The following is a 22,222-nucleotide window of genomic DNA, read 5'->3' as shown; positions in this document are numbered from 1 at the left end:
CGGTCGTCTCAGAGGTCGAGCACGGTCCGCAACCCCGGCTGCAGACGGTCCCCGTGGGCACGCACCATGTCGTCGCACAGCTGCCAGATCCGTTCGACCGGCAGGGCGGCCGCGGTCGCCGGGTCGGCCATCGCGGCCTGCCGGATGTGCCGCGGGTCGTCCTCCGTCGCCGCCCGCACGACCAGGTCGGTGGTGCTCAGGTAGGCGCGGTTGAGCGCGGCGAGCTGCGCGGGCAGCGCCCCGACGCGGGTGGGCTGGACGCCCGAGGAGTCGACCAGGCACGGCACTTCGACGGCGCCGCGGGCGGGGAGGTTCTCGATCAGGCCGTGGTTCGGCACGTTGCCGTAGATCGTGCGGGGCGTGCCGGTCACGATGCTGTGGATGATCTGCGGCGCGTACTCCATGGTGCCCTCGACCGTGAGCGGCGCCCCGCACGCCAGGGCGTCGCGGGTCCGCTCGTACTCGGCCACGTTCTCGTCCACGATGCCCAGGTAGGCGCCGACGGGCAGCCGCAGCCGGTCGATCTCACTGTCGTGGTGCAGGTACCAGGGGACGTACTCGGAGGAGTGCTCGCTGGTCTCGGTCGGGTAGTGCCCCAGGCGCCGGTACATGTCGATGCGCACCCGCCGGCGCAGCTGCTCGTCCTCGGCGATCAGGGCGTCCAGCCGTGGATGGAGGTCCTTGCCCTCGTGCTCCAGACGCAGCACCCACGCCTGGTGGTTGACGCCGGCCGCCCGGTAGGTGACCTCCTCGTAGGGGACCTCGAGGAGGTCGCACAGGCCCTGGATCGTCCAGTAGACGGAGTGGCACAGCCCCACCACCCTGGTCAGCCCGGTCGCCTCGGCGAGGTACTGGACGTTCATCGCCATCGGGTTGGTGTAGTTGAGCAGCCAGGCGTCCGGGCAGACCTCGGCGATGTCCCGGCCGAGCGCCTTGAGCAGCGGGAAGGTGCGCAGTGCGCGGAAGATGCCGCCGACGCCGAGGGTGTCGCCGATGGTCTGGCGCAATCCGTGGCGGGCCGGTACCTCGAAGTCGGTCCGGGTCGCCTCCCGCATGCCGACCTGCACGATGTTGATGACGAAGTCGGCGCCGACGAGGGCCTCGCGGCGGTCGGCGTGCGCGGTGACGCGCGGGCGGGCGCCGCGTTCGGCGGCGATGTACTCGGCGGCGGCCTGGGCGGTGGCCAGGCGCTCCGCGTCGATGTCGTGCAGCGCGATGTGCGCGGACTTCAGCTCGTCGAACGCGAAGAGGTCGGCGAGCAGGCCCTGGGTGAAGACGACGCTGCCGGCTCCGACAAAGGTGATCTTGGGTGCGGTCGGGTGGGCGGTGCTCATGCGGGGTTCTTTCCGTTGCGGGTGGCCTGGGCGAACGCTTCGTCCCAGGTGGGCTGGGCGGTGGTGCCCCCGGGGGCGCGGGTGGACAGCGCACCGCAGACGGCGGCGAGTTCGAGGGCCTGCGGGACCGTGAGCCCGCCCAGGAGCGCGGCGACGAACCCGGCGTCGAAGCTGTCACCGGCGCCCACCGTGTCGACGGGCCGCGCGGGGATGCCACGGGTGGTGACCAGGGTGCGTCCGTCATGGCACAGGGCGCCCTCGGCCCCGTTCTTGACGACCACCGTCGGCCCCCGGCGGGCGAGCGCCGCGGCGGACTTCTCGAGGTCCGTGGTGCCGAGTCCGGCGAGCTGCCGGGCCTCGGCCGCGTTGGGCAGCAGGTAGTCGGTCTGGGCGAGTACGGCGTCCAGACCGGGCGGGTCCCAGCGCCCGGAGGGGTCGTCGTTGGTGTCGAGGGACGTCGTCGCACCGTGGGAGCGCGCGGTCCGCAGCAGGTCGGGCAGACCGGCGGCGAGCCGGGGCAGCAGGAAGTACGACGCGGCGTGGACGTGCCGGGCGGCGGCCAGCAACCCGGCCGGGACGTCGGCGGCCGTCGTGGCCGGCAGCGTGCCCGGGGCCGTGACGATGGCGCGGTCGTCGGCTCGGGTCAGCACGACGGTGAGGGGGGTGGACAGACGCGGATCGACGCGCAGGGCGCGGGTGTCGACGCCGCGCGCGTCGAGGGCGTCGCGTACGTAGCGGCCCGCGTCGTCGTCGCCGACCCGGCCGGCGAACGCCACCCGCAGACCGAGGCGGGCCGCGCCGCACGCCATGATCGCGGCGGAACCGCCGAGGGTGAGGGCACCGGCGTCGACGAGCTGCTCGCGCTGTTCGAAGGCGAGCGGGGCGTCGAGCGGTCCGAGAACGACGTCGGGATTGGCGTCTCCGACGACGAGCAGGTCAAGGGTGTGTGGCATGGGTCTTCCCTGAAGTGACAGCGGTGACGGAGAGGGAGGCGGTCAGCCCTTGAGACCGCTGGAGGTGATCGACTGGATGAAGGTCTTCTGCGCGCCGAGGAAGGCGAGCAGCACCGGCAGCACGGTGATGACGTTGCCGGCCATCACGGCGGCCCACTGGGTGTGGTGCTGTCCCTGGAAGGTGGTCAGGCCCAGTTGCAGCGTGTACTGGGTGTCGTGGTTGATGGCGATGAGTGGCCAGGTCAGGTCGTTCCACGTGGTCAGGAAGGTGAGGACGGCGACCGTGCTCAGCGCCGGCCGGGACAGGGGCAGCACGATGCGGAACAGGACGCGCAGCCGCGAGCAGCCGTCGATCCACGCGGCCTCCTCCAGCTCCCTGGGCAGGGAGAGGAAGAACTGCCGCAGCAGGAAGACGGCGAACGGGGTGACGAGTGACGGCACGATCAGCGCGCCGAGCGTGTCGATGAGGCCGAGCTGCTTCATGACCAGGAACGTCGGGATCATGGTCAGCTGGAAGGGCACCGCCATGGTGGCCAGCATCAGCCCCAGGAGCAGCCGGGAGCCCGCGAAGCGCATCCGCGCGAAGGCGTAGCCGGCCAGCGAGCCGAACACGAGGTTCGCCGTGACGGTGACGGCGGAGACGATCAGCGAGTTGGCGAACCAGCGGGGGAACATCGCGTTGCCCAGCACATAGCGGTAGCCGCCGAGGTCGATGCCGGAGGGCCACAGGGCCGGCGGGAAGCGGTTGATCTCCGCGTTGCTCATCACCGAGCTCAGCAGCAGCCAGACCAGTGGCACGGCGAAGGTGAGGGCGAGCGGGGCCAGCAGCAGGTGCCAGGGACTGAACGGGAGCCGTACGCGGCGCCGTTGCGATGCGGCGGGTTTTGCCGCGAGGGCGCGGCTGGTGGCGGGACGGGCCGAGGTCGCCGTCATGTTCGGGCCCCTTCGAGACGGTGGCGTCCCCGACGCCGGACGATGCGGACGACCCCGGCGGCCAGGCCGAGGGCGACGGCCAGCACATAGGCGGCCGAGGCCCCGTATCCCGCCGTGGCGTTCTTGAACGCCTGCTCCCAGATGAAGTAGACGATCACCGTGGTGGAGCCGAGCGGACCGCCCTTGGTGGTGACGTACACCAGGTCGAAGACCTGGAGGGAGTTGATGGCCTGCCACAGCACGAGGAAGACGGTGACCGGGGTGAGCGTGGGCAGGGTGACGTGGCGCAGCAGGTGGCGGCGGCCGGCACCGTCCAGCCGGGCCGCCTCGATCAGGGACTGCGGAACGTCCTGGAGGGCGGCGAGGTAGACGACGACACAGAAGCCGGTGCCGCTCCACAGGGTGATCGCCACCAGGGCGAGCAGTGCCTGGGAGGGGTCGGAGAGGAAGCCCTGGGACGAGATGCCGAGGCGGTGCAGCACCGAGTTGGCCCCGCCGAACTCCGGGTCCAGGATGAAGGAGAACAGTACGCCCTGCGCGGTCGCCGACAGCACGAACGGCACGAAGATCAGGGTGCGGTAGAGGCCCACGAAGCGGATGCGCCGGTTCAGTACCAGGGCGAGGGCCAGGCCGAACAGCATGCTCAGCGGCACGTACAGCACCGTGTAGAGCAGGGTGTTGCGCACGGCCTGGCTGAAGTTCGGGTCCTGGGCGAGGGCGCGGTAGTTGTCCAGGCCGACCCAGCGGCTGGGCGTCACCAGGTCACTGGCCTGGAAGGACAGCAGCAGTGACCAGATCACCGGGACGATGCTCAGACCGAGGACGATCAGGACCGCCGGTGAGACGAACGCCCAGGCGGTGGCCGTCTCGTTCCGGCGCTTGCGCCGCAGCGCCCGTGGGTCCGGTGGCGGCCCCGCGACGGTGATGGCTCGGGGGAGGCGAGGCATGTCGGTGTGGCTCCTCAACGCGGTATGAGAAGGGCGGCGTTGGCGTCGTCGGCACAGGCACGCAGCGCCTTCTCGGGGGTGCTGCGGCCCAGGAGCACGGCCACGATCGCCTGCCCGAGCGCCTGCGAGACCTCCGGGTAGGCCGGGTGGACGGGACGCACGCGCGCCGTCTCCAGCGCCGTGGTGAACACGGCCAGGCCCTCGGTGCGGGCGACCTTGTCCTGCCAGGCGGGCAGGGCCTCGGTGCGGCGGCTGAGCGGGAGACTGCCCGCCTCGACGTCCCAGCGCACGTCCTGCTCGGGCCGCGTCAGCCAGCCGATGAAGGTACGGGCGGCCTGTGACCGCGCGTCGCCGTTGTCGAACACGGTCCAGGTGTCGGGCCCGGAGATGGTCACCGGGCGTCCGCTGAAGGTGGGCAGTGGGGCGACGTGGTAGTCGACCTTCGCCTGCTCGATGTCGGGCAGCTGCCACGGCCCGGTCATCGCCATCCCCATCCGCCCGGACAGGAACACCTGGTACATCTGCTCGCTGCCGGGCTTGGGATCGACGTAGACGCTCCTGTCCCGGGCCAGGTCGGCCAGTACCGCCAGCGCACGGGCGCCGCTGTCGGTGAAGCCGATGCCCTTGCCGCCGTCGTTCACGACGTCGCCGCCCAGGTCCCAGATCATCGGCCACAGGCGCCACACGGTGTCCTCGTCGCCGGTTCCGGGCCAGCCGGTGCCGAACCGGCCCCGGCCCGCGTCGGTGAGCCGTCGCGCGCAGGTGACGAAGTCCTGCCAGGACCAGCCGGCTCTGGGCAGCGCCACACCCGCCTCGCGGAAGAGCTTCTTGTTGCAGACGACGGCGAGCGAGTCGAGCAGCGCGGGGGCGGCCCTGACCTTGCCGTTGACCGTGACGGCGGTCCTGGCCGCCGCCCAGTAGTTCTTCCACGGCACGGGGCCGGACTCGACCGTTTCGGTGAGATCGACGACCTGCGGGCTGCGGGCGACCCGCGCCAGGTCCGACCCGAAGACGTACGCGATGTCGGGGTAGGAGCCGGCGGCGAGGGCGGCGGTCACCTTCTGGAGCATCGCGTCCGCCAGCACCCCGCCGCCCAACTTCACCCTGATCTTCGGATGGGCGCGCTCGAAGTCGGTCACCAGCCCCTGAAGGGCCTTCTTCGCCAGGTCGGCCTGGCCGTGCCACATCTCGATGGTGACCGTGCCGTCGGGCCCGACGCCGTCATCCGTACCGGCCCCGCAACCGGTCACCGCGCCGCCCGCGGCTGCCGCGAGCACGGCACCCGAGCCGGCCCGCAGTACGCCGCGGCGCGAGGGACGAGCGGCACGTCGGACCGCATCCATCTGTACCTCCAAGGACGGGCGTTCGGTCGTCAGCAGGTCTCGCGGACGTACCCGCTGCTGCCCCGCGGCGACACGTCCTCGTCGCGCCGGACGACACTGAGCGTGTCGCCCCACTCGGCGCACGCCTTCGCCATGCCCTCGTCGTTGTACTCGATGACGATGACGTGGTCGCCGAACTCGGCCGTGTAGTCACCGCATTCGTCGTACTGTCCGCACTCCTCGGCGACCGCGAAGTCCAGGCCGTTCTCCTGCCGCTCTGGCGCGAGCTCGACGGTGTTCTTCTGGCCGATGGCCAACCCGTCGGCGTGCGCGCGCGCCGCGAGCAGCTTGATGAACGCCTGGGCGTCGGCGGAGTCCAGGAGCTTGCCGGACCGGGTGTAACTGTCGTAGTTGTCCGGCTCGATCGCGTCGAAGCCCTTGTCCGCGCAGTTGTCGATCCAGGTGCCGACCTGCTCGGCGATGCGCTTCCGCTTGGCGTCGGTGCGGATGTCCAGGAAGGCCTCGCCCCACTTGGTGTCGTAGACGACGTCGCCGTTCGCGTCGCGCAGCAGCAGGTCGGAGGCCCAGTCGTCCTCGGCGTCGGGTTGTGCCTGGAAGGCGTTGACGTAGCAGATGTTGTAGAGGCCCGGTACGGGGGCGGCCGTGTGGTCGCGGCTGACGACTTCCACGCCGGCCGGCGGGGTGTAGGCGCCGCCGATCTGGTAGTCGAAGTCCGCGTGGGCGGGAGGCGGTGCCGCGGACATCGCCTGGGCCGGGGTGCTGTTGGGGACGAGCGCTGCGGCGACGGCGGCGGCGCATGCGCCGGCCAGGGCGAGTTTCTTGGAGGTGCGCGCCTGAATGCGGCTCATGTTCGAGCTCCGGGGGGTGGTGGGCACGGCCCCGCCTCGGACGCACGTGGCGGTCCTGGCGACTCAGTCCGGACTCCTGGCGCACAACGCGTGAAGCCAGCTACCGGCTGGGCGTACCTCTGTCGCCGACCGAACGACGTCGGCGTTGATCGGGAGTAAATCGACCGGCTCCAGCACCTGTCAAGAGTCCGAAACCACGAGGGGGATGCTCGAAGCTGATTGGAGAGGGCTTGTTGGGCGCAGAATAAATCACCATGCGTCGGTTGCCGGGTGCGCGGGAACGATGGGAACGAGCCAGGCGGGAGCCGTGATCACGGGGCTGCGGCCCGGCTGGTAGCGTCGCGTGGTCGCGGCGGGCGGCGCGAGAGAGGTGTCGGTGCGTGGGTGAGCGGCAGGACTGTCAGTGGGTGGCGATGACGCCGGGTGATTTCGACCTGGACGCTCCGCTGGTCCTCAACGTGGGCACCGGACCCACCACCGTCCCGGCAGAGCCGGACGAGTACGGCACGGCGCCGCTGTTCGGGGACCCGGCGCCCGCACCGAGCACCCCGCGCCGGAGCCGGAGGGGAAGGACCTCACCCGCCCAGGAGCGGCTGTTCTGAACCGTCCCCGCCGAGGGGGGCGTGGGTGCGGGGTGCCGCGTCGGTCCGGGGCGGACCGCGAAATCCCAGGTGCGCGGAACTGCTCGGAACGGCTTTGTATCGAGCATGTGTTGACATGTCACGGCCGAGCCCGCCAGAGTCATGCTCCGACAGTGCCCGACCGTGCCCGACAGTGCCAGACCGTGATGCCGACCGCCCACCGAGGAGTGTTGCCGTCATGTCCGAAAAGCCCGCTGTCTCACGCCGACTGCTGTTGGGCGGAGCCGTCGCCACCGGAGCGCTCGCCGCCGGCATGGCCGCATCGGCCCCGTCCGCATCGGCCGCCACCGAGCAGACACCCGGCCGCAGACCCGGCCAGAAGTCGATGGTCGGTGTGCCGTTCGACGTCCACAGAACCGTCCGTGTCGCCGTCGTCGGCCTCGGCAACCGGGGCGGCGGCATGGTCACGGGCTGGGCGGCCGTACCCGGCTGCACCGTGACCGCCGTCTGCGACATCCGCGCCGACCGCGTGAAACGCGCCGCAGACCGACTCGAGAGCAAGGGCAACCCGCGCCCCGCCGAGTACGGCGGCTCGGCCGACTCCTACGCCCGGATGCTCCGGCGGGACGACATCGACCTGGTGTACGTCGCCACCCCCTGGGAATTCCACTACGAGCACGGCAGGGCGGCGCTGCTCAGCGGCAGGCACGCCCTGGTGGAACTTCCCGTCGCGACGGAACTGCGCCAGCTGTGGGACCTCGTCGACACCTCCGAACGCACCCGCCGGCACCTGATCCTGTCCGAGAACTGCAACTACGGCCGCAACGAGTTGGCCATGCTCAGGGCGGCGCACGACGGCCTCTTCGGAGACATCACCAACGGCCACGGCGGCTACCTCCACGACCTGCGTGAACTCCTCTTCTCCGACACCTACTACACCGACTCCTGGCGACGGCTCTGGCATACCCGCAGCACCGCCTCCTTCTACCCCATGCACGGAATGGCCCCCATCGCGGCGGCCATGGACGTCAACCGCGGCGACCGCATGACCACACTGCGCGCCACCGCGACCGCCCCGAAGGGTCTGGCCGACTACCGCGCACGCTTCGTCCCCAGGGACCACCCCTCCTGGAAAGAGACGTACATCAACGGCGACTTGATCACCTGCATGATCGAGACGGAGCAGGGCCGGACGATCCGCGCGGAGCACGACGTGAGCTCGCCCCGTCCGTACAGCCGGATCAACACCCTCGCCGGCAGCCGCGGGATCGTCGAGGACTACGCCGGACCCGCACCGACCGGCGCCCGGATCTACGTCGAACCGGACCACAGCGGCCACACCTGGCGCGACTTCGAGAGCTACCGCAAGGAATACGACCACTGGCTGTGGCAGAAGGTCGGTGACGACGCCGCGAACAACGGCGGCCACGGCGGCATGGACTACGTCCTGCAGTGGCGCACCGTCCAACTGATGCGCGCAGGGCTGGTGCCGGACATCGACGTCTACGACTCGGCCGCATGGTGCGCGCCCGTCCCGCTGAGCGCCGCGTCGCTGGCCAGGGACGGACGCCCCGTCGAGATCCCCGACTTCACCCGGGGCGCCTGGCGTGAGCGCAGGACCGGCCTCGACTCGACACCCCTCGACATGCCGCCCGTCGGCTGATCCCTGGCCGCTTCCGCCACGGCACACGGTCGACTCCGTGGCGGGGGCGGCGGCGCGCGGGCCGACCGAGCACAGCGGCGGGCGGCTCGCAGCGGCCCGTGCTACCGCGCCAGAGCCGCCTCCGGCCCCATGACGACGACCGGATTCTTGGCCGGATCCAGGGTGTTCAGCAGCACGCGCATGTGTTCCTCGCTGAAGGACACGCAGGCGTTGGTCGGCCCGCCGTGGTCCACGTGGATCCAGATCCCGCCGCCCTTCTCCTCACCCAGTGGCCGCGTCTCGTCCAATGGGGTGGTGCCGGGCACCCGGTTGTAGTCGATGGCGATCACGAAGTCGAACGAACCCTCCAGCGGCTCGCCGAGATGCCCGGTGCCCGTCGCGTGGAACAACGGGTCCTGGTCGTAGGGGAGGCGGGTCCCCGGGTCGGGCAGCAGGCCACCGGCGTCACTGAGGGGGAACACCCCGATGGGTGTCTGCAGATCGCCCACCACGTGGTCGTCGGTCCAGCCGCGCAGGCCGTTGTGGGCCGGCCAGGGCCCGGCGACGGCGCGCCAGCCCTTCGTGGGGTACCGCTCGTACAGCACCGCCTGCGCCCGGACGGAGCTCTCCGTCGCGCCCGTGACCACCAGGGCCTGACGGGACGCGGAGGGGAGACGGGCCCGCATGTCCGGCCCCAGCCCGGGGAGGGGGCTCAGCACCGGGCGCGGGGGAGCGGGGTGGGGCGATGCCGACGGGGACGCGGATCCGCCGGACGGCTGTGCAGCCCGGCGGGAGGCGTCCGACTGCTCCCGGGCGCAGCCGGTTCCCAGCACGCCGGTGCACACGACAGCGCCGATCAGCAGGGCGAGCACCTTCCTGACGGTCATATCGATCTCCGACTCCGTGTGTGGACTACTCACTGCTTGAACACTTACAGAACCGGGTGCGCCACCGCCTCGTCGTCTCGTCCGTATGGCGCAGGACGTGAAGGCGCCGGATCGGCCGCCGCCGCAACCTCGTTCCCTCTCACTGCCCTTACTCACTGGTGAGGCTCGGACATGCCGTGTAGCGTCAGCAGCAGATGTCGTGGTTCGCCCAGACCGCCCGCGCCGAAGTGCGGGCGGTTTGCTGTGCAATGCCGGAGGACCAGGACGACCACCTCCGGGTTCGCGCGGTGCGGATCCGATAACGGCTGAAAGGCAAAAGGCATGGCCAGCGGAACCGTCAAGTGGTTCAACTCCGAAAAGGGCTTCGGCTTCATCGCGCAGGACGGCGGCGGCCCCGACGTCTTCGCGCACTACTCCAACATCAACGCCACCGGCTACCGCGAGCTGCAGGAAGGCCAGGCCGTCACCTTCGACATCACCCAGGGCCAGAAGGGCCCGCAGGCGGAGAACATCACCCCCGCCTGACCGGGAGACCGCCGAACACGACTCGGTGCCCGGGGACCGATCGGTCCCCGGGCACCGAGCCCTGCGGCACATCGTGCCCCTGCGACCGCCCGGGCTCAGAGGCGCGGTGCTCCGGTCACCGACATCACCAGTGAGTACACGGAGGTGGTGGCCGTGATGAACAGGCGGTTGTTCTTCGGGCCGCCGAAGGCGATGTTCGAGACGGGCTCCGGCACCCGCAGCCGGCCGATGAGGCTCCCGTCGGGGTCGTAGCAGTGGACGCCGTCTTCCAGCGCGGCGGCCCACAGGCGGCCCTCGTCGTCGAAGCGGATGTTGTCGAAGCGGACGTCGCCCCGGGCCTCGGCGAAGACCTTCCCGTCGGACAGTGTGGCGTCCTCGCGGACGTCGAACACGTGGATCCGGGCGGCGCGCGAGTCGGAGACGTACAGGCGCTTCTCGTCGGGGGACAGAATGACGCCGTTCGGCCCGTCGAAGCCGTCGGCCGCGAGGTGCACGGTCCCCGACGCCGGGTCGATCCGGTACACGTTGCACGCGCCGATCTCGGACTCGGCGCGGTGGCCCTCGTAGTCGCTGGTGATGCCGAAGTCCGGGTCGGAGAACCAGATCGTGCCGTCGGAGCGCACGACGGAGTCGTTCGGGCTGTTGAGCCGCTTGCCGGCGTACCGCTCGGCGAGGACGGTCACGGTTCCGTCGGGCTCGGTGCGGGTGACGCGGCGGTTGCCCTGCTCGCAGGTGACCAGGCGGCCCTGCCGGTCGAGGGTGTTGCCGTTGCTGTGGCCGGCCGGGGTGCGGAAGACACCGACCGAGCCGGTGGCCTCGTCCCAGCGCAGGATGCGGTCGTTGGGGATGTCGCTCCAGATCAACTGGCGCCAGGCGGGGACGTACAGCGGGCCCTCGGCCCAGCGGCAGTCGTCGTGCAGGACCTCCAGCCTGCTGTCTCCGTTCGCGCAGCGACCGGTGCGGAAGCGGTCGTCCAGGATCTCGTACAGGCCGTCGGCGGGCATGGCGTCCTCTCAAGGGAGTGACCAAGATGAGGTTCAACGTAACACGCACCCTCCCGAACCATATATGGTCGCAAGGTGAAGTCAGTGGATGAGATCGACCGCCGATTGATCGCGTTGCTCCAGCGGGACGCCACCCGGCCGTACGCCGCACTGGGCAGGGAAGTGGGACTCTCCGCGGGCGCCGCGCACGAGCGCGTACGCAAGCTGCGCGAACAGGGGGTCATCCGGGCCACGACGGTGGACGTCGACCCCGCCGCGCTCGATCGCGGGGTCCTCGCCTTCGTACTGGTCGACTCCACGGCGTGGATGGGCGAGCGGGCCGAGGACTTCGCCGCCGTGCCGGAGATCCAGGAGGCGCACGTCATCGCGGGCAGCGCGGCCGTCCTGGTGAAGGTCCGCACCGCCACCACCGAGCAGCTCCAGGACGTGCTGCGCCGGCTGTACGCGATCGACGGGGTGAGCGGGACCCGGGCGACGGTGGTCCTGGAGACCTTCTTCGAACGGCCGTTGGACGCCGGTCAACGCCCCGCCCGCGGTGGCCCCGACGGCGCGCGGAGCGCGCCGTGAGCCGACCGGACCCGTGACTGCTCCACCGCGGCCAGGGGCCTGCCCGGCGGACCATGCCGCGGACGCGGGGCTCACGTGCGTGCGGTCACGGCCCTGAGCGCGTCGAGGCACTCCCCGAGGTGTTGGTGCAGGGTCCGGTCGTCGGGTTCGCGGATCCAGCGTTCGTAGGCCACCTTGAGGACGGCCATCCCGGTTTCGGCGGTCAGACGCGCGGTGAGATCGCCCACGCCGCGCAGGCGCAACGCGTCGGCGAGCGCCGCGGACAGGGACGCGAGCTTGACCAGTTCGCGTTCCCGGAGCTCCGTGTTCGCGTCGATGACACTCTGGCGCTGCCGGACGACGTCGCCGCGTTCCTGGAACAGGCTGGAGGCGGTGTCGAGGGCCGCGGTCATCACGTCGATCGGTGCCGTGGCGCCGGGAGCCGTCGCGACGGCGTCCACGCAGAGCTCCTCGAGCGCACCGGAGCCGGCGAACAGGACCTCCCGCTTGTCGGCGAAGTGCCGGAAGAACGTGCGCTCCGTCAGCCCGGCGCGCCGGGTGATCTCGGCAACCGTGGTCCGGTCGTAGCCGCGCTCGACGTACAGCTCCAGTGCCGCCTGCTCCAGGCGTCCGCGCGCGTTCGGCTTCCATCGGCCCATGCGGGGGATTCTAGGTGATGACAGTAGCTGTCATGGCGGAGTGGACTCGGACGGGCGGCCACGGACCGCACGGAACTCGCGAGGCGGGAGTCACACGTGGGGTTTGCCCCACCCCGGTGCGGGGGCTCGTCGGAGTGCCTGCGGCCGGCCGTGCGTGATCAGCTGTCCGCACGTGAACCATGGGGGAGAAGGCGGACAGTTGAGGGTTCGGATCGGCTACTGCGCATGGATATCGGGTGTGGTGCAGTTCTTCGTCGTGCACGCGATCGTCGAGTCGGCCTGGGCGAGACCGTACAGCTGGTCCCGGAACAACATCAGTGACTTGGGCAACGCACGCTGCGCTCTGCAGTCGGAGCCCACGCCACGGTATGTCTGCTCACCCGACCACGACCTGATGAACGTCTCGTTCGGCGTGCTGGGAACGCTGCTCGTCGTCGGGGCCGTTCTGGTCGGCGGCGCTCCGTGGCGAAAGGGTACGGTCGCGACAGCGGCGCGGTCGCTGCTGGCCGGTGCCGGCGTGGGGTTCGTGTGGGCCGGCCTCGCTCCCGCGGACGTCAACGAGGACCAGCACGTCCTCGGCGCCCTTCTCATCATGGGAGCGGGCAACGTCGGCCTGCTGCTGGCGGGATTCGGGCTGACAGACCGCGTTCCGGGCCCCCTGCGCCGGCTGACCAGCCTCCTCGGCATCGTGGCGATCACGGCCCTGGGGCTCTTTCTCTCCCGCCACTACCTCGGGCTCGGGATGGGCGGCATGGAACGGGTCGCGGCGTTTCCCCTCCTGGTGTGGACGGTGCTGGTCGGCGTCCACGGCCTGATCCACGGGCGAAACGCCCTTCAGGAAGCGGTGTCGGCAGAACCTGTGGACGCAGTGCGCAGATGACGACGGGTGTGCCGTCAGCCGATCGCGCAGGGCAGCCGCGCGGCCGGCTCACCCAGTGCGGCCCTCTCCACCTCGGTCGGTGCACGCCGTCCGGTGCCGATCAGCAGTGCGTCCTCGTCGGTGAACGACCGGGGAAATCCCGCCCCGACGACCCCTTCCAGCAGCTCGCGCGACCTGGCGAGACCCTCGGCGGGCGGTGGTGCCGCGTGCGGAAGGCGGGCGATGAGGTCGAGGTGGTGCAGCGTCCATTCCAGGACGTACGCGCCGAGGTAGTCGCCCGCGGTGAGGACCTGGTCCCGGGTGCCGACCCGACCCGACGGATCGGCGAGCCCGGCGGCGCGACCGGCGGCCGAACCGACGTCGTCGAGGTGGAACTTGAGCAGCCACGGCTCCTCGTACGCGGCGGCCAGGCGGACGGTCAGCGCGTCGAGCGGGTCCTCGCCCGTCGGGGCCTCGACGACCTCCCAGTAGGTCACCGCGTCACGGGTCGGCTCTGCGGTCGCGGGGGTGGCGAGGGTGATCAGGACGTCCTGGGCATCGATGACCAGGTGGCACACCAGGTCCCGGACGAGCCAGCCGGTACAGCCGGACGGCCGTGCGAAGTCCTCGTCGGAGAGCTCGGCGACCGCGGTGCGCAGCGCCGCCCAGGAACTGGAGAAGAGATCCACGACCGCAAGCTAACAGCACACCCGCCCCGCTGCGACCGGTTTCGCGTCCGCACGGACGGCCACCTCGAACACCGGTGGCGACACCCGGTCAACGGGCGGGCCGCCTGGGGGAGTACGCCGCCGAGGCCGCCGGCCTACGACGGACACCGGGGTCAGTCGTGGACCTTGACCCAGTCGAGCGTGCGCTCCACCGCCATCTTCCATCCGGCGTAGCCCTGCGCGCGCCGGTCCTCGGACCACCGGGGCTCCCAGCGCCTGGACTCGTGCCAGTGCGTGCGCAGTTCATCGGTGTCCTGCCAGAACCCCGTGGCCAGTCCCGCCGCGTAGGCCGCGCCGAGGGCGGTGGTCTCCGCGACGACGGGACGGCTGACCGGGACACCGAGGACGTCGGCCTGGATCTGCATGCAGAGGTCGTTGGCGGTCACTCCGCCGTCGACCTTGAGGACGTCGAGGTGGACCCCGGAGTCCTGTTCCATGGCTTCGACGACGTCGCGGCTCTGGTAGCAGATGGCTTCCAGCGTCGCCCGTGCCAGGTGCGCGTTGTCGTTGTACCGGGCGAGGCCGACGATCGCTCCCCGGGCGTCGGAGCGCCAGTAGGGGGCGAACAGGCCCGAGAAGGCGGGGACGAAGTACATGCCGCCGCTGTCCTCGACGGTACGGGCGAGTTCCTCGCTCTCGGCGGCGGACTTGATGATCTTCATCTGGTCGCGCAGCCACTGCACGGCGGACCCCGTCACCGCGATGGAGCCCTCCAGCGCGTAGACCACCGGACTGTCGCCGAACTGGTAGGCCACGGTGGTGAGGAGGCCGTGCTGGGAGCGGACCAGCTCCGTACCGGTGTTGAGCACCAGGAAGTTCCCGGTGCCATAGGTGTTCTTGGCCTCGCCGGGGGCGAAGCAGACCTGACCGACGGTGGCCGCCTGCTGGTCGCCGAGCACCCCGCCGATGGGAACGGCGGCGCGCAGCGGCCGGGAGGTCCGGGTCGTGCCGTACGCCTCCCGGTGCGAGGAGGGGTTGATGGTGGGCAGCATGGCCCGCGGGATGCCGAAGAAGCCCAGCAGTTCGTCGTCCCAGTCGAGCGTCTCCAGGTCCATCAGCATGGTGCGGCTCGCGTTGGTCACGTCGGTGGCGTGGATGCCGCCGTCGGGGCCGCCGGTGAGGTTCCACAGCACCCAGGCGTCCGTGTTGCCGAAGAGGGCGTGGCCCGATTCCGCCGCCCGACGGACGCCGTCGACGTTCTCCAGGATCCACTGGATCTTGCCGGCGGAGAAGTAGGTCGCCGGCGGCAGCCCGGCCTTGCGGCGGATGACGTCGCCCCGGCCCGAACGTTCGAGGGTCGCCGCGATGGTGTCCGTGCGGGTGTCCTGCCACACGATGGCGTTGTAGTAGGGACGGCCGTCGCGCGGGTCCCAGACGATCGTGGTCTCCCGCTGGTTGGTGATGCCGATGGCCGCGAGGTCGGTTCCGGAGAGACCGCCGTAGCGCAGGGCGTTCTGCATCACCGAGTTGGTGCGTTCCCAGATCTCCACCGGGTCGTGCTCCACCCATCCCGAGCGGGGCAGGATCTGGGCGTGCTCCAACTGGTGCTTGGCCACCTCGTTGCCGTCGTGGTCGAAGATCATGAATCGGGTACTGGTGGTTCCTTGGTCCACCGCGCCGATGAAGTCCGCCATGCTGTGCCGCCTCTCCGGCCGGTGTCAGTCTTCGGGCGCCGGGACGCGCCCCGTCGGCTCCGGCTCCGCCGTGGGCAGGAACCGGCTGACGAAAACCTTGTACAGACCCGCGCCGAGCACGCCACCGATCAGCGGGCCGAGGATCGGCACCCAGAAGTAGAGGTTCCCGTACTGATCTCGCCATGCCCCGCCGTATCCGGTGAGGAAGCTGGCCAGCCGGGGGCCGAAGTCGCGGGCCGGGTTGATGGCGTACCCCGCGTTGGTGCCGAAGGCCATGCCGATCGCGACGACCACCAGGCCGATGACGAAGGCCGCCAGGTTCGCGCCCGGCGGCGTGTTCAGCACGTCCGTGATGGCCATGATCAGCAGCAGGAGGATGGCGGTGCCGATGACCTGGTCGCGAAAGGCCCCCCACTCGTGGACCGGTAGGGCGGTGTTTCCGTTCGCGGGGAGCGTGGAGAACACCGTCTGGGTCTTGAGGGTGTGGCCCGGGTCGGCCTTCGCCAGCGCCTCGGTGTAGTTCCAGCGGACCAGGAGGGCGGCCACGAAGGCGCCGGCCGTCTGGGCCAGCGCGTAGGGGACCACCTTCCGCCACGAGAACCCCTTGAACACCGCGAGGGCGAGGGTCACCGCGGGGTTGAGATGGGCACCGCTCAGCCGTGCCGCCACATAGACGCCCAGGGTGACGCCGAGACCCCACGCCCAGGAGATGCTGTCGTGGTCCCCGAGACCACCGGCCGGATCCGTGAGGGCGCCGCCCGCGTTCACCTGGGCCACCACGCCGCAGCCGAAGAGGATGAGGATCATCGTGCCGGCGAATTCGGCCGACACCTCACCGATCAGACCGTGCCTTTTGAGCCGCTCGGCCATGGAAGCTCACCTTCCGCCGGGTGAACCGGCCGTCGACTGTCCAAGCCTCTCCTGCGACACATTAAGGCGGTAAGGGAAAAAGCGCACTTAAAGTGCATGCGTATTGACGGTGGGGCAGATTCGGGGGTACGGCAGCGGGCTGTCCCGTCAGACGGCGTCCAGGGCCGGCGCGATCACGGCGAAGGCCCGGTCGGTGAGTTCGACGGGGTCCTCGGCACTGTCGCTGTCGCTCCAGCGGCGCAGCACCGTGTTGAACGCGCTCAGCGCCATACCGGCGGCGAGCCGCGGGTACAGGTCGTCGGGGGCGAGCCCCAGGCGGTGTGCCATCTGGGCGGCCAGGTCGTCGTGCCACTGTTCCTGCCGCTCCAGGAAGCGCGCGTGCAGGGCGGGGGTGCGCAGAATCAGCTGCACCACGCGCAGTGCCCTGTCGGAGTGCCCGGCGCAGTCCGCGAGGGGAACCGAGACGGCGTTCTTCAGCGCCACCGAGGGCGGCTCCGCGCCGGGACGGGCCGTCAGCTCCACGCTCATGCCGGTGCCCATGTCGGTCAGGAACTGGACGACCACGTCCTCCTTGGACGCGAAGTACCGGAAGAACGTCCGCTTGGACACCCCGGCGGTGGTCGCGATCTCGTCGATCGTGACCCCGTCGAACCCCTTCAGTGCCAGCAACTGCAGGGCTGCCTCGGTCAGTTCGTCCGAGACGAGTTGACGTTTGCGCTGGGCCAGGCTGACTTCGGGACGAGTGCTCACCACGCCATGGTAACTCCATGCCGCTCATGACACCAAGAGGCGTATTGACACTAAGTGCCACGCGAGGCAATGTGTGCCACATGACCCAGCAGCAGCGTTGGACCGCCGAGCAGATACCGGACCAGACCGAGCGGGTGTTCGTCGTCACCGGAGCCAACAGCGGCCTCGGCCTGGCGACCACCCGGGCGGTCTCCCGCCGGGGCGGACACGTGATCCTCGCGGTGCGTGACGAGGAGAAGGGCCGGCGGGCGGTCGCGGAGATCACCGCCGAGCAACCGGGTGCCGACCTCGAGGTCCGCCCGCTCGACCTGGCCGATCTCGACTCGGTCCGGGCCTTCGCCGAGCGGGTGCGTGCCGATTACCCGCGGCTCGACGTGCTCGTCAACAACGCCGGCGTGATGGCACCGCCTCGACGGCTCAGCGCGCAGGGCCACGAACTGCAGTTCGCCTGCAACCACCTCGGCCACTTCGCGCTCACCGGACTCCTGCTCGACCGGCTGGCGGACGGAGACGATCCCCGCGTGGTCACGGTGACCTCGACCAACCACCGGCAGGGACGACTCTTCTTCGACGACCTCGCCGGCGAGCGCACGTACGCGCCCATGGCCTTCTACAACCAGTCGAAGTTCGCGAACGCCGTCTTCGGGCGGGAACTGCACCGGCGGCTGACCGGGGTCGGCAGCCCCGTGCGCAGCCTGCTCGCGCACCCCGGCTACACGGCCACCAACCTGCAGACGAGTGCGCCGGTCGGCATGGTGAGGATGCTGTTCGGCCGCGTTCTCATTCCGCTCGCCCAGTCCCCGGACCGGGGCGCGCTGCCGCAGTTGTACGCCGCGACCGACCCGGGCGCGCGAGGCGGTGAGTTCATCGGGCCGAACGGCCCGGCCGAGCTGCGCGGCGGACCGACACGGGTACGACTGTCCCCCGCGGCGGCGGACGCCGGGACCGGCCGCCGCCTGTGGGAACTGTCGGAACGGTTGACCGATGTGCGCTTCCCGCTCCGGCCGTGAACGACGTCGGAAGCGCCGGGGCCTTCCCCGTCGTGCCCCGGTTTCGGTCAAGGGTGACCCGGGGCCCCCTCACGGAGCGATGGGCAGCCGGCGCTTGTGGTCGGTCAGCCGGTAGCGGGTGACGATCGTCTCGAAGGCCCGCTCCGCCACCGGCTTGCCCTCCAGGAAGTCGTCGATCTCCTCGTAGGTGACTCCGAGGGCGTCCTCGTCGGCCTTGCCGGGGTCGAGGGCCTCCAGGTCGGCCGTCGGGACCTTCCACACCAGCTCGGCGGGCGCGCCCAGCGCGTCGGCGACGGCGCGCACGCGGCGCTTGGTGAGGCCGGTCAGCGGGACCACGTCGGCGGCGCCGTCACCGAACTTGGTGAAGAAGCCGGAGACCGCCTCGGCGGCGTGGTCGGTGCCCACGACCAGGCCGTTGTGCGCCCCGGCCACGGCGTACTGGGCGATCATGCGCTGGCGGGCCTTGATGTTGCCGTGCACGAAGTCCTGGTGACGGGCGTCGCGGAAGGCGACGTCGGCGGCGAGCAGGGACTCGAGCGCGGCGTCGCTCGCGGGCTTGATGTCCACGGTCAGTACGTGGTCGGCCTGGATGAAGGAGAGCGCGAGCTGGGCGTCGTGCTCGTCGGCCTGGACCCCGTGCGGCAGCCGCATCGCGTAGAAGCTCGCCTCGTGCCCCGCGGCCCGGGCCCGCTCGACGGCGAGCTGGCACAGCCGGCCCGCGGTGGTCGAGTCGACACCGCCGCTGATACCGAGCACGAGCGACCGCAGACCGGTGGAGGTCAGCCGCTCGGCGAGGAAGGCCACCCGGCGTTCGATCTCCTGTGCGGCGTCGAAGGTCTCCGCGACCTCCAGTTCCCGGGCGATCTCCAGTTGCAGGGTGATGGACGCCGGCTCGCTCAATTCCGCTCCTTGTTCGACTCACGGGGGGAGGTTTCGTCCAGCCTACCCAGAGGCGTCCGGCGCACGAGAGCCGACCGGTGTGGGGAGCGCGACGTGCGGGGCGGCCTTCAGGGGCCGCCCCGCACGTCGGCCGGTCAGTCCAGTGGTTCCACCCGGATGTCGCGGAACCGGACCTTGTTCCCGTGGTCCTGCAACCGGATCGCCCCGGCGGCAGGTGTCTCGGCCCTGCCGGACGCGGTGGGCCCGTCGAGCACGATGTCGTCGTGGACCTTCTCGCCGTTCCACACCACCGTCACCCGGGCGTCGGCGGTCTTGCGGCCGCCGTCGTCGTAGCGGGCCGCGCGGAAGACGATGTCGTACGTCTGCCACGTCTCGGGGGCGGTCGCCGCGTTGGTGTCGGGCGCCTTCTTCAGATAGATCGCGCCGGCCTCGTTGGTGCCCGGGGAGGTGTCACCGTAGGAGTCGAGGATCTGCAGTTCGTAGCGGTCCTGGAGGTAGATGCCGCTGTTGCCGCGGTCCTGCCCGGTCACGTCGGGCGGCAGCAGCGGCACGCGGAACTCCACGTGCAGCTTGAAGTCCTGGTAGGCGTCCTTGGTGCGGATGTCACCGCAGCACACCTCCATGGACCTCTCCTCGGCGAGCGGCCACGCCACGCGCCGCCCGTCCGTGTGCTGCCACTGATCCTGGGAGGCGGCGGTGCCGTCGAACAGGGCGACCCGGGCGCCGTGCGGGTGCACGGTGATCAGGTCGAGGTTGACGTGGCCGGTGTCGCCGGGGTCGTACCGGTAGGAGACCGTGTTGTGGCCGGCGCGCAGGGTCAGGCGTTCGGTCCGGGTGGACCAGGTGTCCCAGTCCCCGGTGGAGGCGAGTGTCGTCTGCCGCACCTTCTTCCCGTTGGCGTACAGGGAGAGCGACTTGGTGCCCTCGAAGGGGTTCGGACCGTTGGAGTACCGCAGGTTGACGTCGTAGGTGCCCGGCTTCGGGACGGTCACGTCGAACGTCGTGGCGGCCTTGCCCTCGGTGGCGTACCGGTCGACGAATCCGCTGCCGGAGTAGCCGACGTGGTCGGTGTTGATACCGGCCTTGCCCGTCAGACGCGCCTCCTCGGCCTCGTACAGGGAGGCCGGCGGCTGCTGCTTGCCGGGCATCTCGTTGAGCGTGTACCAGGCCTCGGTGCTCCACAGCGTCTCACCGGACGCCGAGGTGAAGGGGCGGGGGGAGCGCACGTGCACCACGCGGTCCGGCTCGAGGCCGTCCAGCCGCAGCCGGACGGTCCGGCCGTCGTCCGAGAGCGTCGCCGAACGCACGGTCAGCTCCTCCTCGGCGATCTTCGGGCCGCCGTAGTCTGCGGTCGGCGTGTAGCGCCACTGCTCGACCTCGTAGCGAGCGGCGAGTTCCGCGGCGGTCTCGGCGGACACCGGCTGGGTGTACGTCAGGTCGAAGCCGCCCGGCACGGCCCGCATCTTCTGGACGTCGAAGGTGTTGCCGCCGTTGGGCGTCAGCTTCTGCAGACCGAACTTGAGTTTGCCCTCCTGGCCCCAGTTGCCGTCGGCGCCGAGGCCACCGGTGTAGATCGCACCGTCGGGGCCGAGGGAGACGCGGTTGACGCCCGCCTCCAGGCCCTGCGTGTAGCGGAAGACGGCGCCCTGGTACTGGCCCTTGACCTTCTCCAGGTAGGCCCGCTGGAGGCCGCCGTAGGTGACGTCACCGATCAGCATCTGGCCCGCGAAGCTGCCCTTGGTGAGGTACAGCGGTGTGGAGGGCGAGTTGCCGATCTCGTTCTGCGGCAGCCACAGCACCGGTTCGGTGACGGGGGAGCCCTCGAAGGGTCCGGCGGGCTCGGTGTAGTGGTTGAAGAAGCGGTCCTGCTTGATCTGGACGAGCTTCGAGGCGGGCAGCCAGCCACCCTGGTTGTCGGTGGTGAAGAGGTCGCCGCCCGGTCCCCAGCCGATTCCGTTGGGCGTGCGCAGCCCGCCCGCGATCGGGCTGATCTTCCCCGTCTTCTTGCTGACCCGGTACGTCGTCCCGCGGCCCGGCGCGGGTTGCGGAGTGGTGGTCGCGCCACCGAGGTCGATGGCGACGGAGAGGTTCACGTAGAAGTAGCCGTCGCGGTAGAGCAGGCCGAACGCGAACTCGTGGAAGTTGCCCCCGTACGGCCAGGTGGCGACCGTGCGGTACTCGTCGGTCACGTCGTCGCCGTCCCGGTCGACCAGCCGGGTCAGTTCGTGCTTCTGCGAGACGTAGAGCGAACCGTCCACGTACTTGATGCCCATGGGCTCGCGCAGCCCGCTCGCCACCTTCTTGACGGTGACCTTGTCGCGACTGGTCGCCCCCGTGACGTTGTCGAGGACGTACACCTCCCCGGCAACGTTGTCGGTGCCGCCCCAGGTGCTGATCGCCAGGCGACCGTCGGGCAGCCAGTCCATGCCGCTGACCTGCGGCTCGAAGCCGTCGGGGCGCAGGTCGGTGAGCGTCAGGTCGGGGCGCACGGAGGTGAGCGGCAGACCGTCGCCGGGGGTGTCGCGGCCGGCCTCGCACTCCTTGCGGCCCGGCGCCGTCACCCGGACGACCCCGGCGTCGGTGCTCAGCGCCTCGCGGGGCACCACGGTGAACCCGCTCTCGCCCGGCGGCTTCCAGGAGAGTTGCAGCTGTTGCCCGCCGCCGCGGTCGAAGTGCTCGATGCGCAGCGGATGCGGTCCCGCGGTGAGGTCGACCACGCCGTCCTTCGGCTCCGCGCCGTGCAGACCGTCGTGGTCGATCACCGTGGCGTCGTCGAGCGTCAGCCGTGAGCCGTCGTCGCTCGTGAGCCGCAGCACGTAGGTGCCGTCGCGCGGCGCGACCAGGTAACCGGACGCCTCCGTCACGAAGTTGTCGGCGATTCCGCCGAAGTCGGCGGTGGTGGACCAGTCGACCGTCGGCATCAGTTTGTCGTGGTTGGGGGTCTGGCCGGGTTTGAGGGTGCACAGCTCGTTCAGTGGCGTCTGCACGTCGAACACGCGCAGGGTGACTCCGGGCTCCTGCGGCGGGATGTCCGCGGGGGCGGCGGAGGAAGCGGGCGCGGCCCAGACGCCGCCGACGGAGACCGCCGACGTCAGCAGGAGGATGAGGTGTCTTCGGGCACGCGAGAACAGCCGTTGGTGCATTGGTCCTCCGGGATGTGGGGACCGGACCGTGCCGGAAATCGCTCCGGTCTTGTGCGGTATGACGGAAGTTCCGCCGCCAAGGTAGGAGGCTTCCGCTTGGCATGTCCATACTTTGTCATCACCGTG

General features: G+C 70.6%; 21 protein-coding genes. 6 read left to right on the top strand and 15 right to left on the bottom strand.

The window, feature by feature from the left end:
* Positions 1-8 precede the first annotated feature (8 nt).
* Genes melA through RM812_RS13155 form a run of 6 tightly spaced genes read right to left on the bottom strand, consistent with a single transcriptional unit; the run spans position 9 to position 6,358 of the window.
* Positions 9-1,334 carry an alpha-glucosidase/alpha-galactosidase gene (melA, locus tag RM812_RS13180; RefSeq protein WP_311572677.1) on the bottom strand — a complete coding sequence of 442 codons (1,326 nt, stop codon included), beginning with the start codon at positions 1,332-1,334 and terminating at the stop codon, positions 9-11.
* Positions 1,331-2,287, bottom strand: a complete 957-nt coding sequence (locus RM812_RS13175; protein ID WP_311572676.1) for a carbohydrate kinase family protein — start codon at positions 2,285-2,287, stop codon at positions 1,331-1,333. Before RM812_RS13175 ends, melA begins: the two co-directional genes overlap by 4 nt.
* Before the next feature lie 42 nt (positions 2,288-2,329).
* The gene (locus RM812_RS13170) at positions 2,330-3,220 is read right to left on the bottom strand and encodes a carbohydrate ABC transporter permease (RefSeq protein ID WP_311572675.1); all 891 of its coding nucleotides are present in this window, start codon (positions 3,218-3,220) and stop codon (positions 2,330-2,332) included.
* Positions 3,217-4,167: a carbohydrate ABC transporter permease gene (locus tag RM812_RS13165; protein WP_311572674.1), complete on the bottom strand. Its 951-nt coding sequence runs from the start codon at positions 4,165-4,167 to the stop codon at positions 3,217-3,219. The genes RM812_RS13170 and RM812_RS13165 overlap by 4 nt, the downstream gene beginning before the upstream one ends.
* A gap of 14 nt (positions 4,168-4,181) precedes the next feature.
* Positions 4,182-5,510 (bottom strand): ABC transporter substrate-binding protein, encoded by a 1,329-nt coding sequence (locus RM812_RS13160; RefSeq protein WP_311572673.1) that lies wholly within the window; start codon positions 5,508-5,510, stop codon positions 4,182-4,184.
* 29 nt (positions 5,511-5,539) lie between these two features.
* Positions 5,540-6,358 carry an endo alpha-1,4 polygalactosaminidase gene (locus RM812_RS13155; protein WP_311572672.1) on the bottom strand — a complete coding sequence of 273 codons (819 nt, stop codon included), beginning with the start codon at positions 6,356-6,358 and terminating at the stop codon, positions 5,540-5,542.
* A 380-nt stretch (positions 6,359-6,738) separates the two neighbouring features.
* Here RM812_RS13155 and RM812_RS13150 point away from each other — a divergent pair, with 380 nt between their 5' ends.
* Together RM812_RS13150 and RM812_RS13145 are read left to right on the top strand one after the other, a co-directional pair.
* Positions 6,739-6,960 (top strand): hypothetical protein, encoded by a 222-nt coding sequence (locus RM812_RS13150; RefSeq protein ID WP_311572671.1) that lies wholly within the window; start codon positions 6,739-6,741, stop codon positions 6,958-6,960.
* 217 nt (positions 6,961-7,177) lie between these two features.
* A complete protein-coding gene (locus RM812_RS13145; RefSeq protein ID WP_311572670.1) occupies positions 7,178-8,602 on the top strand; it encodes a Gfo/Idh/MocA family protein in 1,425 nt (474 codons plus the stop codon).
* Between the two features lie 101 nt (positions 8,603-8,703).
* Here RM812_RS13145 and RM812_RS13140 read toward each other — a convergent pair whose 3' ends face one another.
* Entirely contained in the window at positions 8,704-9,468 is a 765-nt protein-coding gene (locus RM812_RS13140) for a hypothetical protein (RefSeq protein ID WP_311572669.1), read from the bottom strand.
* 321 nt (positions 9,469-9,789) lie between these two features.
* On the opposite strand from RM812_RS13140, the gene RM812_RS13135 reads away from it, so the two are divergent.
* Positions 9,790-9,993 carry a cold-shock protein gene (locus RM812_RS13135; protein ID WP_019330262.1) on the top strand — a complete coding sequence of 68 codons (204 nt, stop codon included), beginning with the start codon at positions 9,790-9,792 and terminating at the stop codon, positions 9,991-9,993.
* A gap of 95 nt (positions 9,994-10,088) precedes the next feature.
* On the opposite strand, the gene RM812_RS13130 is transcribed toward RM812_RS13135, so the two are convergent.
* Positions 10,089-10,997, bottom strand: a complete 909-nt coding sequence (locus RM812_RS13130) for an SMP-30/gluconolactonase/LRE family protein (RefSeq protein WP_311572668.1) — start codon at positions 10,995-10,997, stop codon at positions 10,089-10,091.
* An 84-nt stretch (positions 10,998-11,081) separates the two neighbouring features.
* Between RM812_RS13130 and RM812_RS13125 the strand changes: the two genes are divergently transcribed.
* A complete protein-coding gene (locus RM812_RS13125; RefSeq protein WP_311572733.1) occupies positions 11,082-11,564 on the top strand; it encodes an Lrp/AsnC family transcriptional regulator in 483 nt (160 codons plus the stop codon).
* 71 nt (positions 11,565-11,635) lie between these two features.
* On the opposite strand, the gene RM812_RS13120 is transcribed toward RM812_RS13125, so the two are convergent.
* Positions 11,636-12,202, bottom strand: a complete 567-nt coding sequence (locus RM812_RS13120) for a TetR/AcrR family transcriptional regulator (protein ID WP_311572667.1) — start codon at positions 12,200-12,202, stop codon at positions 11,636-11,638.
* A gap of 199 nt (positions 12,203-12,401) precedes the next feature.
* On the opposite strand from RM812_RS13120, the gene RM812_RS13115 reads away from it, so the two are divergent.
* On the top strand, positions 12,402-13,082 hold the full coding sequence (locus RM812_RS13115; RefSeq protein WP_311572666.1) for a DUF998 domain-containing protein: 681 nt from the start codon (positions 12,402-12,404) through the stop codon (positions 13,080-13,082).
* Positions 13,083-13,096: 14 nt separating this feature from the next.
* Here RM812_RS13115 and RM812_RS13110 read toward each other — a convergent pair whose 3' ends face one another.
* The 4 genes from RM812_RS13110 to RM812_RS13095 form a co-directional block, all read right to left on the bottom strand.
* Positions 13,097-13,750, bottom strand: a complete 654-nt coding sequence (locus tag RM812_RS13110; protein WP_311572665.1) for a maleylpyruvate isomerase N-terminal domain-containing protein — start codon at positions 13,748-13,750, stop codon at positions 13,097-13,099.
* 152 nt (positions 13,751-13,902) lie between these two features.
* The gene (gene glpK / locus RM812_RS13105; RefSeq protein WP_311572664.1) at positions 13,903-15,423 is read right to left on the bottom strand and encodes a glycerol kinase GlpK; all 1,521 of its coding nucleotides are present in this window, start codon (positions 15,421-15,423) and stop codon (positions 13,903-13,905) included.
* A gap of 24 nt (positions 15,424-15,447) precedes the next feature.
* On the bottom strand, positions 15,448-16,293 hold the full coding sequence (locus RM812_RS13100; protein ID WP_311572663.1) for an MIP/aquaporin family protein: 846 nt from the start codon (positions 16,291-16,293) through the stop codon (positions 15,448-15,450).
* 147 nt (positions 16,294-16,440) lie between these two features.
* The gene (locus RM812_RS13095) at positions 16,441-17,043 is read right to left on the bottom strand and encodes an acyl-CoA-like ligand-binding transcription factor (protein WP_311572662.1); all 603 of its coding nucleotides are present in this window, start codon (positions 17,041-17,043) and stop codon (positions 16,441-16,443) included.
* A gap of 80 nt (positions 17,044-17,123) precedes the next feature.
* On the opposite strand from RM812_RS13095, the gene RM812_RS13090 reads away from it, so the two are divergent.
* Positions 17,124-18,053 carry an oxidoreductase gene (locus RM812_RS13090; protein ID WP_311572661.1) on the top strand — a complete coding sequence of 310 codons (930 nt, stop codon included), beginning with the start codon at positions 17,124-17,126 and terminating at the stop codon, positions 18,051-18,053.
* 69 nt (positions 18,054-18,122) lie between these two features.
* On the opposite strand, the gene nadE is transcribed toward RM812_RS13090, so the two are convergent.
* Positions 18,123-18,953 carry an ammonia-dependent NAD(+) synthetase gene (gene nadE / locus RM812_RS13085; protein ID WP_311572660.1) on the bottom strand — a complete coding sequence of 277 codons (831 nt, stop codon included), beginning with the start codon at positions 18,951-18,953 and terminating at the stop codon, positions 18,123-18,125.
* A gap of 134 nt (positions 18,954-19,087) precedes the next feature.
* A complete protein-coding gene (locus RM812_RS13080) occupies positions 19,088-22,096 on the bottom strand; it encodes a family 16 glycoside hydrolase (RefSeq protein ID WP_311572659.1) in 3,009 nt (1,002 codons plus the stop codon).
* Positions 22,097-22,222: the final 126 nt, after the last annotated feature.

The sequence above is a fragment of the Streptomyces lancefieldiae genome (assembly GCF_031845825.1).
GTDB classification, from domain to species: Bacteria; Actinomycetota; Actinomycetes; order Streptomycetales; family Streptomycetaceae; genus Streptomyces; species Streptomyces lancefieldiae.
The sequence above is the reverse complement of the archived record's forward strand: the minus strand, read 5'-3'. Positions and strand labels throughout refer to the sequence as shown.